Source organism: Sphaerisporangium sp. NPDC049002, from assembly GCF_040649355.1.
GTDB lineage: Bacteria > Actinomycetota > Actinomycetes > Streptosporangiales > Streptosporangiaceae > Sphaerisporangium.
The window spans coordinates 1-13,691 of the sequence record NZ_JBEZFH010000051.1 but is presented as its reverse complement, the minus strand read 5'-3'; the positions used below and the strand labels follow the sequence as shown (position 1 = coordinate 13,691).

The following is a 13,691-nucleotide window of genomic DNA, read 5'->3' as shown; positions in this document are numbered from 1 at the left end:
TCGGTCCGGTGGTTCGGGTCGGTCGGGGCCTCGTGGGGGGGGTGGGTTCGTGGGGTTGGAGGGGCCGGTAGAGGGGTCCTCGGCCGCTGAGGTGCCTCCGGCGAATCCTGAGGCGGTGGCACGGGCCGTCTGCCTGCGGCTGCTGACCATGGCTCCGCGCACGAGGGCACAGCTCGCCGAGGCGCTCCGCAAGAGGAACGTCCCCGACGACGTGGCGGAGTCCGTGCTCGCCCGCTTCTCCGACGTCGGGCTCATCGACGACGAGGCGTTCGCCGAGGCATGGGTGAGCTCTCGTCACGCCGGGCGTGGCCTGGCCAGGCGGGCACTCGCGTCCGAGCTTCGCAAGCGCGGCGTCGATGAGGACACCGTGCGCGACGCGGTCGACCAGCTCGACCCCGACCAGGAGCTGGAGACCGCCCGGAGGCTCGTCGAGCGCAAGCTCCCGGGCACCCGTGGCCTCGAACCGGCGGCCCGGGTCCGGCGGCTGGCGGGCATGCTCGCTCGTAAGGGGTATTCCGGCAGCCTCGCCTACCGCGTCGTACGCGAGGCCCTCGAAAGCGAGGGCCTCGCCACCGACGACCTCCCCGACGGCTTCGAGTAACCCAGCCCCGCCAAGCCACCGCCCGCCGCACCTGACCACCCCCGCAGGTGGCTCCGCGTCGGGCGGGTCACCGGTTCTGGCACCTGATCACCCCTGCGAGTCGCCATCGGTTCGAAGTGGACATCGATCTTGATCCGAGCAGGTTCTTTCGGTGGGCCAGGCCTCGTGCGTCCGCCGGTCGTCGGTGGTCAGAGGGTGCGGAGGGCGGGGAGGAGTTCCTTTTCGGCCCAGCCGAGGAACTGGCGCTGGTGGTCCGCGCCGGCCTGCACCAGGGCCACGTGCGTGAACCCGGCGTCGGTGAACTCCTTGACCGCCCGCACCACCGCGTCGACGTCGGAGCCGCAGGGCACGTGCTCGGCCACGTCGTCGGGCCGTACGAACCGCGCGTAGGCCGCGAAGTTCACCGGCCCCGGCAGCTCGGCCAGCACCTTCCACCCGGCCGGGAACCACCTCCACAGGCGGTGGGCTCGCTCCTTGGCGGCCTCGGCGTCGGTGTCGTAGGAGACCACGAGCTGGCCGTAGACGGGCTTCCCGGCGCCTCCCGACGCGCGGAAGCGCTCCACGAGCTCCGCGTCCGGCTCGGTGGCGATCAGGGCGTCGCCGTACTCCGCCGCGAGGTCCACCGACTGCCGTCCGGAGGCGGCGACGCCGACGGGCACCGGCTCGTCAGGCAGGTCGTAGAGCTTGGCCGAGTCGACGGTGAAGTGGTCGCCGCGATAGCTGATGTACTCCCCGCCGAACAGGGCCTGGATGATCTCGATGGCCTCGCCGAACATCTCGTGGCGGATGTTCACCGGGGGCCAGCCGCTCCCGACCACGTGCTCGTTGAGGTTCTCTCCCGAGCCGAGCCCGAGCGTGAAGCGCCCGCCGGACAGCGCTCCCATGGTCGCCGCCTTCTGTGCCACCACGGCGGGGTGGTAGCGCATGATCGGGCAGGTGACGTAGGTCATCAGCGGGACACGCTCGGTGGCCTGGGCGACGGCGCCGAGCACCGACCAGGCGTACGGCGAGTGGCCCATCTCCTCCAGCCAGGGAGAGTAGTGGTCGGAGATGGTCTCGTAGTCGAACCCCGCGCGTTCGGCGCTCACCGCGTCGTCGACGAGCTGCCTGGGCGGGGTCTGCTCGCACATGAGCGTGTAACCGATCTGTGCCATGGCGGCGACATACCCGCCTGTCCGGGGATCGTGCCGCCTCGCCGGAAAATCTTCTGAATCCGGCCGAGGGGCAGACGACCGGGCAGTGCCGTCATCATCCTCATCCTTACGCCCATTTTTCAGCCCTTTAAGTGTCATAGCGGCATTAATCGGGCACGAGGCCGCTCGCGGCAACCGCGAACTAGCTCGGGTGAGTAGGCAAAAGTGGCTTGACGGGCGGACTTTGCTTGCTCGTTACCTCTCTGACGCTTAATCTCGACCACAGTGAGGAGTTACTCCGCGCAGTGCGGATTGCCATAACGGTGAACGACGGACGATCAAGACTGATCTCTCGCAGCGGACAGATGCCCCCGGCACCTGGACGTTGGACATATTTGTCTGACCACAATCGCCCGGTCGGACCGGTCCGTGCTGTGCGGGTGACACCTCGCGTGCTGAGGCTCGCGACGCGAGGAGGGGTGGGCGCGCATGGGTTCGACGGTCGTGATCATGCTGGCGATAGCCGTTGTCCTGCTGGCGATTGTCGCGATTGTCGCGCTTGCTGTGTTGATACGCCGTACCGGCGGGGACAAGGCCGCCAAGCGCGGGCCGACGCCGGAGGAGGTCGCCGACGTCAACGCCGAGCTTGAGACGGCCCGCCGCGAGGGCGTGGAGATCCGGGTCAAGGCGGAGTCCGACGCAGGCGAGATGCTCAGGAAGGCCGAGGTCGCCGCCGATGCCGCCTTCCGGATGCGCCAGGAGGTCGAGGAGGAGACCCGCTCGCTCAAGAACGAGCTGAAGGAACTCCGGTCCGATCTCGAACGCAGGGAGAACCGCCTGGCCGAGCGAGAGCAGCGGCTCGACGAGGAGGCCCGGGTGCAGGCCGACCGGGGCAGGAAGCTCGCCGAGACCGAGGGCGAGCTCGCCGACCGGCGCGCGGAGCTCGACCAGGTCGAGGAGAAGCGCCGCGAGGTCCTGGAACGGGTAGCCGGGCTGACGGCCGAGCAGGCGAAGTCCGAGCTCGTGATGACCATCGAGAACCAGGCGAAGCGCGAGGCCGCGCTGATCATCCGGGAGATCGAGAGCGAGGCCCGCAAGGAGGGCGAGAAGCGCGCCTGCAAGATCGTCACTCTGGCCGTGCAGCGGGTGGCCACCGAGCAGACGGCAGAGTCGGTCGTCAGCGTCCTGCACCTGCCCGGCGACGAGATGAAGGGACGCATCATCGGCCGGGAGGGCCGCAACATCAGGGCCTTCGAGTCGACCACGGGCGTCAACCTGATCATCGACGACACCCCCGAGGCCGTCCTGCTGTCGTGCTTCGACCCGGTGCGCCGCGAGACGGCCAGGCTGACCCTGGAGAAGCTCGTCCTCGACGGCCGCATCCACCCGCAGCGCATCGAGGAGGCCTACGAGCGCAGCAAGGACGAGGTCAAGGACCTGTGCGTGCGGGCCGGTGAGGACGCCCTGGTCGAGCTGGGCATCACCGACATGCACCCCGAGCTGATCACCCTGCTCGGCCAGCTCCGCTACCGCACGTCGTACGGGCAGAACGTGCTCAAACACCTCATCGAGTCGGCGCACATCGCGGGCATCATGGCCTCCGAGCTGCGCCTGGACGCCATGCTGCTCAAGCGCTGCACGGTCCTGCACGACATCGGCAAGGCGCTCACCCACGAGGTCGAGGGCAGCCACGCCCTGATCGGCGCCGAGATCGCCCGGCGGTATGGCGAGCACGAGGACGTCGTGCACGCCATCGAGGCCCACCACAACGAGGTCGAGGTCCGCACGGTCGAGGCGGTGCTGACCCAGGCCGCCGACGCGATCAGCGGCAGCCGTCCTGGCGCGCGCAGGGAGTCTCTGGAGGCGTACGTCAAACGGCTGGAGCGGCTGGAGGAGATCGCGCAGTCGTACGACGGCGTGGAAAAGGTCTTCGCCATGCAGGCGGGCCGGGAGATCAGGGTCATGGTCAAGCCCGAGGCGATCGACGACATCCAGGCCCAGGTGATCGCCCGTGACGTGGCCAAGCAGGTCGAGGAGGAGCTGACCTACCCCGGCCAGATCCGCATCACCGTGGTGCGGGAGTCCCGCGCCACCGAGTTCGCCCGCTGAGCGATGGGCACCGGAGCTCAGGGGCGGAAGAGCTGCTGGTAGAAGGCCAGCTCGGCGGCGAGGGCGGCGCTCCGGGTCTCGGCCCTGCGGAAGCCGTGCGCCTCCCCCTCGAAGGCGAGGTAGGTGCAGGGCACGCCGCGCTCGGTGAGGGCCGCCACGAACGCCTCCGACTGCGACGGCGGCACGACCGGGTCGTCCTGACCCTGCATCAGCAGCATCGGGCAGTCGACCTGGCCGGCCTTCGCCAGCGGCTCCCGCGAGGCGTACAAGAGCGGGTCTTCGGGGCCCACCAGCCACTCGACATAGCGCGACTCGAAGTCGTGCGTCGAGGCGGTGAGGGGCGCCAGCGCGCTGATCCCGGCGATGGAGACCCCGCCGCAGAACAGCCCGGACGCGCAGCAGGAGGCCATGGCGGTCCAGCCGCCGGCGCTGCCGCCGCGGATGGCGATGCGCGCGGGGTCGGCGTGACCGTCTGAGAGCAGCCATTCGGCCGCGGCGATCGTGTCCTCCACGTCGATGACGCCCCAGTGACCCTTCAGGCGGTCACGGTAGGCGCGGCCGTACCCGGTGGAGCCGCCGTAGTTCACGTCGATGACGCCGATGCCGCGGCTGGTGAGGAAGGCCTTCTGCAGGTCGAGCGCGGTGATGCTGTGCGCCGTGGGACCCCCGTGCGCGAAGACCACGTACGGCGGGGCGGCCTCGCCGGTCCGTACGGCCGGGTTGGCGGGCGGGTAGACGTACGCGTGCACCCGCCGCCCGAACCGGCCGTGGATCTCCACCGACCGGGGGACAGGCAGGTAGTCGACGGCGGGCAGCTCGCCGACGTCGCGCCGCAGCCCCTCGGCCAGCCCGGTGACGGTGTCCAGCCGCACCACCGACCGGGGGATCGCGGGGCCGTAGGCGACGCCGCAAAGGGTGGAGCCGTCGGCGCTGAGGCAGGGCATCCAGCCGTCGTAGGGCAGGTCGGGCTCGGTGAGGACCCCGGTGCCCGGGTCGAGGATCGCGAGCCGCATGTCCCCCCGGCCGTGCAGCACCGCGAGCCGGCCGTCGCCGAGGACGACGTACGGCGCGCCGCCCAGCTCGGTGAGCGCCCAGGCGAACTCCTCCTCGGCGGGGAAGAGCGCCCGGGAGGAGGCGCCGTCGATCGCGGCCTCGTGGAGGTTCCACCAGCCGGACTCGTCGGAGATCAGATAGAGGGTGTGGTCGTCCTTCCACCGCGGGGCGAGCACCGACTCGGACGGGCCGCCCTTGACGCGCCAGGAGCGGCCGCCGGCGAGCCTGGCGACGCGGAGCTCGGTGCCGACCCACGGCATCCGGGGGTGGTCCCAGCAGATGTAGGCGAGATGCTCCCCGTCGGGGGAGATCGCCGGGGACGCGTAGAAGTCGTTCCCGCTCACCCGCGGCGTGGGCTCGCCGTCGCCGCGCAGCGGGATCGACACGATCGACCGGACCACCTTGCCGCCGGTGTGGTGTTCCTGGACGCACCACACCTCGTCGCCGTGGATCACGAGGTCGGCGTACCGCAGGCCGCAGGCGTGCTCGGGCTCGGGGGTGATGGGCCTCGGCCCGGAGCCGGGGTCACCGCCGCCGGTGGGCACGACGTAGAGCCGCTGGTCGGAGTGGTTCGCGAACACCACCCCCACCCCCGGCGCGACGGCGTACGACCGGCCGCCGTACTCGTGGACGCGGGTGCGGGCGTGCCAGGGGGCGGGGAGCAGTTCGCGGCGCGTGCCGTCGGCGGCACGGTGGACGATGGTGCGCCGTCCGCCTTCGGCGGGACGATCCTCCTCCCACCAGACCTCCTCGCCCAGGACGGCCGGGTACCCGGGCCGCAGCCCGGCACGGACGACGTCTGAGGTGGAGATCGGCGAGGGCCAGGCACCAAACGGCAAGGCCGGGTGCCCGGACGTGCGCTCGGGGGGCATAGCCGCATCCTGCCGGAAAACACCCCGGCGTGTGACCGCTACGGCGCTGATCGTGTTCCCGAGTACTTCTCCAAAGCGGGCGGAGTCGCATATTTCGCCGCCAACAGGCCGAGGTGCTCGATCACCGCGCGCCGCCACGAGCCGTCGCCGAACATGGTCCGCAGGGCCTCGTCGACCTGGGCGTGAAGGTCACCGCTGTCCGCGCGCAGGGCTATGCCGTACTTGTCGCGGGAGAACGTGTGGCCGACGAGCCGGAAGCGTCCCGGCGACGCGCCGGCGAGTCCGGCGAGCACCACCGCGTCGTCGGTGACCGCGTTCACCCGCCGGGCGGCGAGCATCCGCACGCAGTCCTTCACGGTCGAGGTGATGAGGAACGCGCGCTGCCACGCCACGCCGAACCTGCTCACCAGGGGGCCGGGGGACCCGGTGCAGACCCTCTTCTGCGTCAGGTCCTTGAGCCGGCGGACGGACAGGTCGTTCGCGCTGGTCAGGATGTCCTGCCCCGAGACCAGGTACGGCCCGGAAAGCGGCCCCCCGGCGGTCTGGCCCTTCGCCAGCGGCACGCCCATGGTCAGGTCGGCCCGTCCGCCGTCGGTGGGCCCCAGCTCGACGTAGCTGACCTGGTCGTCGCGATAGCCGAGCCGCCTGGCGACGTATCCGGCGACGTCGATCTCGAACCCCGCGTACCCGCCGGTCGGCAGGCGGTCGGCGAGCCCCGGCCGCTCCGGGCGCACCCCGACGACCAGGGTGCCGTGCCCGCCTCCGCAGCCCGTGACCGTCGCGAACGTGAGCACCAGCAGCGCCGTCGCGAGCGGGAGCCCGCGCGTCGGCGCGGGCGGGGATGCGGCGGGCGGCGTCCTGCTCATCGGAGTATTAGAGCCGCCACGCGGAGTCCCCGCCCGCGATCAGGTCAAACCTTTACCCGGCCACTCCGGCCAGCCCGGCTAGTCGATGCCGCCGGTGCCGACGCCCGCGGCGGCCGGCGCGCCGACCACGGTCGCGGTCGTGCGGCGGCTCCGCCTGCTCCGCCGTTCGAGCCTGGTGGCGATGTGACTGAGCACCAGGTTGATCGCGATGTAGACCACCGAGATGACGATCGCGCTCGGGATGAGGTTGCCGAAGTTGGACGGGATCTGCTTGAGCCCGTAGTTCAGCAGCTCCTCGTAGGCGATGACCCACCCGAGGGCCGTGTCCTTGAGGAGGACGACCATCTGGCTCACGATCGCGGGCATCATGGCCGTGGTGGCCTGCGGCAGCAGGATGAGCCGCATGACCCCGCCCTTGCGCAGCCCGAGGGAGTAGCCGGCCTCCGACTGCCCCCGCGGCACCGACAGGATGCCCGCGCGGAAGACCTCGGCGAGCACCGAGCCGTTGTAGAGCGTCAGGCCGATGACCACGGCGGCGAAGGCCGGGACGCTGACGGTGTAGCCGCTGATCGTCGCGGGACCTGCCTGCGCGAAGAAGATCAGCAGAAGCAGCGGGATCGCGCGGAAGAACTCCACCACCGCGCCGGACGGCACGCGGATCCAGGAGTGCTCCGAGAGCCTGCCCAGCCCGAACACGACGCCGAAGACCAGGGCGAGCACGGCCGAGACGACCGCGGCCTGCAACGTGGCGATCATGCCGGGGATGATCTGGCCGGTCCAGACGTCCCCGCGCAGGAACGGCTCCCACAGCTTGCCCTCGAACTGCCCCTTGTCGGCCAGCGCCTTGATGAGCAGGTAGGCGACGCCGAGGATCACGACGGCGGAGACCAGGGTCAGGATGTTGTTGCGCAGACGTGCGCGGGGACCCGGCACGTCGAAAAGGACGTTGGCGCTCACGCGTCCTCCTTCTCTCGTACGGGCTCCCGGGCGGGCGTCTCCCGTACGGGCGTGTCCGGCGCGAGGCCGCTCATCGGCTCACCGCCAGGCGCTTGGCCAGCCAGCCGAAGAAGAAGCCGGTGGGCAGCGTGAGGACCATGTATCCGGCCGCGAACCCGAGGAAGATCGGGAGCGTGCCGCCGTAGTCGTCGAACATCTGCTTCATCACCGCCGAGGCCTCGATGTAGCCGGCGACGATGACGATGGTCGTGTTCTTGGTGAGCGCGATCAGGATGCTGCCCAGCGGGGCGATGACCGAGCGGAACGCCTGGGGGAGCACCACCAGCCGCAGGGTCTGCAGGAAGGTGAGCCCGATGGCTCGGGCCGCCTCGGCCTGCCCGGCGGGCACGGTGTTCATGCCGGACCGCAGCGCCTCGCACACGAACGACGCCGTGTACGCCGACAGCCCGAGCACCGCCCACCAGTAGTAGTTCGTGGGCGAGTCGGTGGAAAGGGTCAGCTGCAGGGTGTCGCTCAGCCCCAGCGCGCACAGCAGCAGGACCAGGGTCAGCGGGGTGTTGCGCAGGGTGTTGACGTAAACGGTCCCGGCGGCGCGCAGGACGGGAGTGGGGGACACCCGCATGGCGACCAGGATCGTGCCGAGGATCAGCGCCAGCAGCCCGCTCATAAGGGTCAGGCGGATCGTCGACCAGAAGCCTGTGAGGATCGTGCCGAATTCCTGTACCAGGGGACTGAAGTCAAAGAGCGATTCCATCGGGCTCCACCGGAGACGGGGAGCGCCGGTGAGGTGACCTCACCGGCGCTGGGGAAAGGGGATCAGCTGCAACCCTCGGCGGGCGGCGCACCCGCCGCCGTGAACTTCAGGCCAGTGCCGCTGAAGTGAGTGTCGAAGATCTTCTGCATCGTCCCGTCCTGGTACATCTTGACGATGGCCTTGTTGACGGCCTCGCAGGTCTCCTTGTCGCCCTTCTTCAGGCCGACGCCGTACCTCTCGTCGGTGAAGGGGGCGCCGGTGACCTTGAGCGCTCCGCCCTCACGCTTGGCGAACCCGGCGAGGATGGTGTCGTCGGTGGTGACCGCGTCGATGGCGTTGCCCTTGAGCTTGGTGACGCACTCCTCGTAGGCGCCGGCCGGCACGAGCTGGACCTCGACCTTCTTGTTCTCCTTGTTGGTGCCCTCGGCGATGTTCTTCCACGAGTTGGAGCCGGTCACCTGGCAGATGCGCTTGCCCTTGAGGCTGTCCAGGGAGGTGATGGAGGTGTCGTCGGCGCGGACGAGCGTGTCCTGGTGGGCGATGTACAGCGGCCCGCCGAAGGTCACCTTGGGCTTGCGCGCGTCGGTGATCGAGTAGGTCGCGACGATCATGTCGACCTGCCCCTGCTGGAGGAAGGTCTCGCGGTTGGCCGAGCGCGCTTCCTTCCAGGTGATGCCGCTCTCGGGAACGCCGAGCTCCTTGGCGATGTACTTCGCCACGTCGACGTCGAAGCCCTCGACCGTGCCGTCGGGCTTCTTCAGGCCGAGGCCGGGCTGGTCGTACTTCACGCCGATGGTGAGCTTCTTGTCGTCCTTGGCCTTCTGGAGCGCCGTCGTGGGTCCGCCGCCGCCGCAGGCGGAGAGGCTGGCGGCCAGAGCCGCGGCAGATAGGAGGATGGCCCCGATCTGTCGTGAACGCATATGCGTGTACCTCAGCTTTCTTCGTGTCGAGCGGTTGCCGGCATGGAGTGCTTCAGTGCGTGAGGTTCAAGGTGCGATCCCGTACGTCCGGGATCGCCGAACACGGGTCTCGTACGGACGTCGCGGCGCGGCACACGGGCGCGTACACGGGCGTGCCGATCAATGCGTCAAGATCTTGGACAGGAAGTCCTTGGCCCTGTCGGTCCGGGGGTTGGTGAAGAAATCGTCGGGGGTGTTCTCCTCGACGATCTGCCCTTCGGACATGAACACGACCCGGCTGGCCGCCCGGCGGGCGAAGCCCATCTCGTGGGTGACGACCACCATCGTCATGCCGTCACGCGCGAGACCGATCATGACGTCGAGCACCTCCTGGACCATCTCGGGGTCCAGCGCCGAGGTCGGCTCGTCGAAGAGGATCATCTTCGGGTCCATCGCCAGGGCGCGGGCGATGGCCGTGCGCTGCTGCTGGCCCCCTGAGAGCTGGGCGGGATACTTCCCCGCCTGGCCGTCGATGCCGACGCGCTGGAGCAGCTCCATGCCCCGTTTGTCGGCCTGATCGCGAGGGATGCCCCGTACCTTCACCGGACCCAGCGTGACGTTCTCCAGGATCGTCTTGTGGGCGAAGAGGTTGAAGGATTGGAACACCATCCCCACGTCCGACCTCAGCTTGGCCAGTGCCTTACCCTCGGCGGGAAGCGGTTTCCCGTCGAAGGTGATCGTGCCGGAGTCGATGGTCTCCAGCCGGTTGATGGCGCGGCACAGGGTCGACTTACCGCTCCCGGAAGGGCCGATCACCACGACGACCTCTCCCCGGGAGACCGTCAGATCGATGTCCTTCAGCACATGAAGGGCACCGAAGTTCTTGTTGACGTTATCGACTCTGACGAGAGGAGTCGCGTCCCCGTTCTCCGTCATGTTGCACAACGTAAGTGGTCAAGGCCACCGGTCACTAACCAGGCGGTACCGATCGCATCACGGCCTGGTCACGGAGCGCGATCGTGTGGCTCGCTCCGGGTGGTCGTCACGCACAGGTGGTCCCGCCTGGAACGTCGCAGGGTCAGGGCGGAGGGGGCGTGCGACGAACCTCCCGGAGCGCCTACCCTTGTCAGTTGAGATGACTGTCACCGAGGAGCGCGCCCGCACCTACGAAGTCCGCACGTACGGGTGCCAGATGAACGTCCACGATTCCGAGCGGCTCTCGGGCCTGCTGGAGGACGCCGGGTATGTCCGGGCGGACGACGGCGACACGGCCGACGTGGTCGTGTTCAACACGTGCGCCGTCCGTGAGAACGCCGACAACAGGTTGTACGGCAACCTCGGCCACCTGCGCCCGGCCAAGTTGACCAACCCCGGCATGCAGATCGCCGTGGGCGGCTGCCTCGCGCAGAAGGACCAGGGCGAGATCGTACGCAAGGCCCCCTGGGTCGACGTGGTCTTCGGCACGCACAACATCGGCTCGCTCCCCGTCCTCCTTGAGCGCGCGCGCATCGCGCAGGAGGCCCAGGTCGAGATCAAGGAGTCGCTGGAGGTCTTCCCGAGCACCCTGCCGACCAAGCGCGAGTCGCCGTACGCGGCGTGGGTGTCGGTCTCGGTCGGGTGCAACAACACCTGCACGTTCTGCATCGTCCCCGCGCTGCGCGGCAAGGAGAAGGACCGCCGCCCCGGCGACGTGCTGAGCGAGGTCCGCTCCCTGGTCGACCTCGGCGTCCTTGAGATCACGCTCCTCGGTCAGAACGTCAACACCTACGGCGTGGAGTTCGGCGACCGGCTGGCGTTCGGCAAGCTGCTGCGCGCCTGCGGCGACATCTCGGGGCTTGAGCGGGTGCGCTTCACCTCGCCGCACCCGGCGGCCTTCACCGACGATGTCATCGCCGCCATGGCCGAGACGCCCAACGTCATGCACCAGCTCCACATGCCCCTGCAGTCGGGCTCCGACCGCGTGCTGAAGGCCATGCGCCGCTCCTACCGGGCCGAGCGCTACCTCGGCATCATCGAGCGGGTGCGCGCCGCCATGCCCGACGCCGCCATCTCCACCGACATCATCGTCGGCTTCCCCGGCGAGACCGAGGAGGACTTCCAGGGCACGCTCGACGTCGTCCGGCAGTCCCGCTTCGCCAACGCCTTCACCTTCCAGTACTCCATCCGTCCGGGCACCCCGGCCGCGACCATGGACGACCAGGTGCCCAAGGAGGTCGTCCAGGAGCGTTACGAGCGCCTGGTGGCCCTGCAGAACGACATCTCGTGGGCCGAGAACAAGGCGCAGGTGGGCCGCAGGCTGGAGGTCCTGGTCGCCGAGGGTGAAGGGCGCAAGGACGGGGCGACCCAGCGCATGTCCGGCCGCGCCCCCGACAACCGCCTGGTCCATTTCGTTCCGGCACTGCGCGATGACCTCCCTGGTGGTGACGTGCCGAGACCGGGTGACATGGTGACCGTCGAGGTCACCTACGCCGCTCCGCACCATCTCGTCGCCGACGGTCCCGCCCTGGCGCTGCGCCGCACCCGCGCGGGTGACGCGTGGGAGGCCAGGGAGAGCGCCGCCTGCGGCACGGGCGCGGGCACCGGTTCCGGCACGCCGGGCGCGGTGTCGCTCGGCATGCCCGCCATGCGCCGTTCCTGATCCACATCCGCTCCGCTCCCCGGCGCGCCATGCCGGCCCGGCCTCGTCCACCCGGGTGTACGGCCGCGGTGGCCGGCCGGTTCACTTCCGTCCGGGTACGGCCGCTGGGACGCGGCCGGTTCACTTCGTACCGGTGTGGCCGCTGAGCAGCCGGTCGCAGTAGGCGCGGCGGAAGTCCGTGAAGGTCGCGCAGGGGTTCGGCACCGGGGGAGGCCGATCGGCCTCGGGCCGGCGCGGCTCCGGTGACGGCGGCGACCGGGGCGGGTCCGGTGGCGACGGACGCGGCGGGGGCTTGGGGATGGGCGCCGGCGGTTTCGGCTGATCCGGGAGGGTTCGCACCCTGCCCCGGGGGCCTTCCCGGCGGTCGCGGGCCGCAGGAGTGATCGGCCCGTTCTTCCTGGTCGCGCCCGAGGACGCGTCCCCTGCCCGCCCGCCGTGCCGGCGCCCTGCCCGCGTCGTGGCGGTGCTCCCCTCGCCCGGCGCGCTCGCCGCGTACGAGCCGCCCGGGACCCGCGCCCGCTCGTCTGGGGAGGCGCCGCCCTGGAGAGGGGGGACGAACGCCGTCCACAGGCGCTCGGGCCGCTTCATCTGAGGGAGTTCGGGCCGCGGGCGCCAGGGCGGGTCGAGCCGCGGGCGTCCGGGCGGCTCGATGTGCCCCGCGGAGGCGGCGACGGCCGGATGGCCCGCATTTTTTTCGTGTTCGAATACGGGGCGCGCTCCGGGTCCGGGCAGGGGCTCCGGGCGAGCGGCCGACGGGACGGTGGGGCGCGAGATCGGCGAGGCCGGATCCCTCTTTTGCGTCGGCGATCCGGGTGCCGTTGGAGCGGTACCAAGGGTGATCCCCAGCCCCACGATGGCGAAGACCGCCGTCACGCCCCCGACGGCCGCCACCGTTCGAATTGAGATCGGTCCAAGTGATGACAAGTCGTGATTCTTCCGTGATTGAGGTGCGGTAATTCGTTCTATGGGGCTAGTGTGACCACCGCCCGCGGAAGCCGGAGCGCTTTCCCCCCGATAGGCCGCAGGAGTCACCTAACATGGATCGGCACGACCGTCCGTCGCCGGGCCGCTACGACGAGTCCAGCTCACATCTCCCCCCCGAATACCTCGCAAGCGAGCCGCCCTCCCCCTCGAGCTCGCGCAAAAGGACCCTCGTGATCAGCACGGCCGCCGCCGTGCTGGCGGCGGCCGTCACCGCCGGAGGGGTCATCACCCTCACGAACCGCACCGCTTCCACCAGCGGCGCCGGCACCGTGAGCCAGCAGTCGTCCGAGGACGGGACCGGCTCCGACCAGGCCGCGGGCGACGCCGCGTCCGACCCCGGCGACGTCTCCGCCGACCCGGACGACGCCTCCGGCGAGAGCGCGGGGTCCGACGGGTCGAGCGGCTCCTCTGGTTCTTCGGGGTCCTCCGGCGCACGGGCCGACGATCCGGGCTCCCCGGTCGGACCGACCGCCGCGCCCGTCGCGAACAACGACAGCGCGAAGAACAAGAAGAACACCTCGACGGACACCACCGGCACGAATGGCCAGGGCGTCACCCCCGACGGCCTCGCCGGGTACGTCGAGCCGAACGCGCAACTGCCGGACCGGTCCTCCGGCCTGCCCCCGGACTTCTTCGACGACATCGGCAGGCTCGCCGCGCCGCGGAGCACGAAGCCGTCCGCGACGCCCACGGCCAAGCCGAGCGCCAAGCCTTCGACGACGCCGGCTCCCAAGCCGACCAAGCCCGCGTCCAGCCCCTCCCCGACCGGCAAGGTGTCGGCCGTCGTCGCCGCAGAGGACGAGGTGGCGCGCCTGACCAACGCCG

At 70.3% G+C, this 13,691-nt stretch carries 11 protein-coding genes and 1 pseudogene; 4 read left to right on the top strand and 8 right to left on the bottom strand.

The window, feature by feature from the left end:
* Positions 1-55: 55 nt before the first annotated feature.
* Positions 56-601, top strand: coding sequence for a recombination regulator RecX (gene recX / locus AB0B89_RS13460; protein ID WP_358551977.1), 546 nt, complete (start codon positions 56-58; stop codon positions 599-601).
* A 188-nt stretch (positions 602-789) separates the two neighbouring features.
* Here recX and AB0B89_RS13455 read toward each other — a convergent pair whose 3' ends face one another.
* Complete coding sequence (locus tag AB0B89_RS13455) at positions 790-1,755, bottom strand: LLM class F420-dependent oxidoreductase (RefSeq protein ID WP_358551935.1); 966 nt, start codon at positions 1,753-1,755, stop codon at positions 790-792.
* Between the two features lie 468 nt (positions 1,756-2,223).
* Here AB0B89_RS13455 and rny point away from each other — a divergent pair, with 468 nt between their 5' ends.
* Positions 2,224-3,843 carry a ribonuclease Y gene (gene rny / locus AB0B89_RS13450; protein ID WP_358551933.1) on the top strand — a complete coding sequence of 540 codons (1,620 nt, stop codon included), beginning with the start codon at positions 2,224-2,226 and terminating at the stop codon, positions 3,841-3,843.
* A 17-nt stretch (positions 3,844-3,860) separates the two neighbouring features.
* On the opposite strand, the gene AB0B89_RS13445 is transcribed toward rny, so the two are convergent.
* The 6 genes from AB0B89_RS13445 to AB0B89_RS13420 form a co-directional block, all read right to left on the bottom strand.
* Entirely contained in the window at positions 3,861-5,768 is a 1,908-nt protein-coding gene (locus AB0B89_RS13445; protein WP_358551931.1) for a prolyl oligopeptidase family serine peptidase, read from the bottom strand.
* A 38-nt stretch (positions 5,769-5,806) separates the two neighbouring features.
* On the bottom strand, positions 5,807-6,634 hold the full coding sequence (locus AB0B89_RS13440) for a transporter substrate-binding domain-containing protein (RefSeq protein ID WP_358551929.1): 828 nt from the start codon (positions 6,632-6,634) through the stop codon (positions 5,807-5,809).
* 78 nt (positions 6,635-6,712) lie between these two features.
* Positions 6,713-7,591 (bottom strand): amino acid ABC transporter permease, encoded by an 879-nt coding sequence (locus AB0B89_RS13435; RefSeq protein ID WP_358551927.1) that lies wholly within the window; start codon positions 7,589-7,591, stop codon positions 6,713-6,715.
* Between the two features lie 70 nt (positions 7,592-7,661).
* Positions 7,662-8,345 (bottom strand): amino acid ABC transporter permease, encoded by a 684-nt coding sequence (locus tag AB0B89_RS13430; RefSeq protein WP_358551925.1) that lies wholly within the window; start codon positions 8,343-8,345, stop codon positions 7,662-7,664.
* A 62-nt stretch (positions 8,346-8,407) separates the two neighbouring features.
* On the bottom strand, positions 8,408-9,265 hold the full coding sequence (locus tag AB0B89_RS13425; RefSeq protein WP_358551923.1) for a glutamate ABC transporter substrate-binding protein: 858 nt from the start codon (positions 9,263-9,265) through the stop codon (positions 8,408-8,410).
* A 159-nt stretch (positions 9,266-9,424) separates the two neighbouring features.
* Positions 9,425-10,180 (bottom strand): amino acid ABC transporter ATP-binding protein, encoded by a 756-nt coding sequence (locus AB0B89_RS13420; RefSeq protein WP_358551921.1) that lies wholly within the window; start codon positions 10,178-10,180, stop codon positions 9,425-9,427.
* A gap of 199 nt (positions 10,181-10,379) precedes the next feature.
* Between AB0B89_RS13420 and miaB the strand changes: the two genes are divergently transcribed.
* Entirely contained in the window at positions 10,380-11,882 is a 1,503-nt protein-coding gene (gene miaB / locus AB0B89_RS13415) for a tRNA (N6-isopentenyl adenosine(37)-C2)-methylthiotransferase MiaB (protein ID WP_358551919.1), read from the top strand.
* 120 nt (positions 11,883-12,002) lie between these two features.
* On the opposite strand, the gene AB0B89_RS13410 is transcribed toward miaB, so the two are convergent.
* Positions 12,003-12,470, bottom strand: a complete 468-nt coding sequence (locus AB0B89_RS13410; protein ID WP_358551917.1) for a hypothetical protein — start codon at positions 12,468-12,470, stop codon at positions 12,003-12,005.
* Positions 12,471-13,036: 566 nt separating this feature from the next.
* Here AB0B89_RS13410 and AB0B89_RS13405 point away from each other — a divergent pair.
* Positions 13,037-13,691, top strand: a pseudogene (locus tag AB0B89_RS13405) (hypothetical protein); the annotation flags it as partial.

Bases quoted from the DNA above. Each gene is read 5' to 3' on its own strand.
- AB0B89_RS13410 (WP_358551917.1), bottom strand. From the start codon at position 12,470: ATGAAGCGGCCCGAGCGCCTGTGGACGGCGTTCGTCCCCCCTCTCCAG.
- AB0B89_RS13425 (WP_358551923.1), bottom strand. From the start codon at position 9,265: ATGCGTTCACGACAGATCGGGGCCATCCTCCTATCTGCCGCGGCTCTG.
- AB0B89_RS13430 (WP_358551925.1), bottom strand. From the start codon at position 8,345: ATGGAATCGCTCTTTGACTTCAGTCCCCTGGTACAGGAATTCGGCACG.
- AB0B89_RS13455 (WP_358551935.1), bottom strand. From the start codon at position 1,755: ATGGCACAGATCGGTTACACGCTCATGTGCGAGCAGACCCCGCCCAGG.
- AB0B89_RS13445 (WP_358551931.1), bottom strand. From the start codon at position 5,768: ATGCCCCCCGAGCGCACGTCCGGGCACCCGGCCTTGCCGTTTGGTGCC.
- miaB (WP_358551919.1), top strand. From the start codon at position 10,380: ATGACTGTCACCGAGGAGCGCGCCCGCACCTACGAAGTCCGCACGTAC.
- AB0B89_RS13440 (WP_358551929.1), bottom strand. From the start codon at position 6,634: ATGAGCAGGACGCCGCCCGCCGCATCCCCGCCCGCGCCGACGCGCGGG.
- rny (WP_358551933.1), top strand. From the start codon at position 2,224: ATGGGTTCGACGGTCGTGATCATGCTGGCGATAGCCGTTGTCCTGCTG.
- AB0B89_RS13420 (WP_358551921.1), bottom strand. From the start codon at position 10,180: ATGACGGAGAACGGGGACGCGACTCCTCTCGTCAGAGTCGATAACGTC.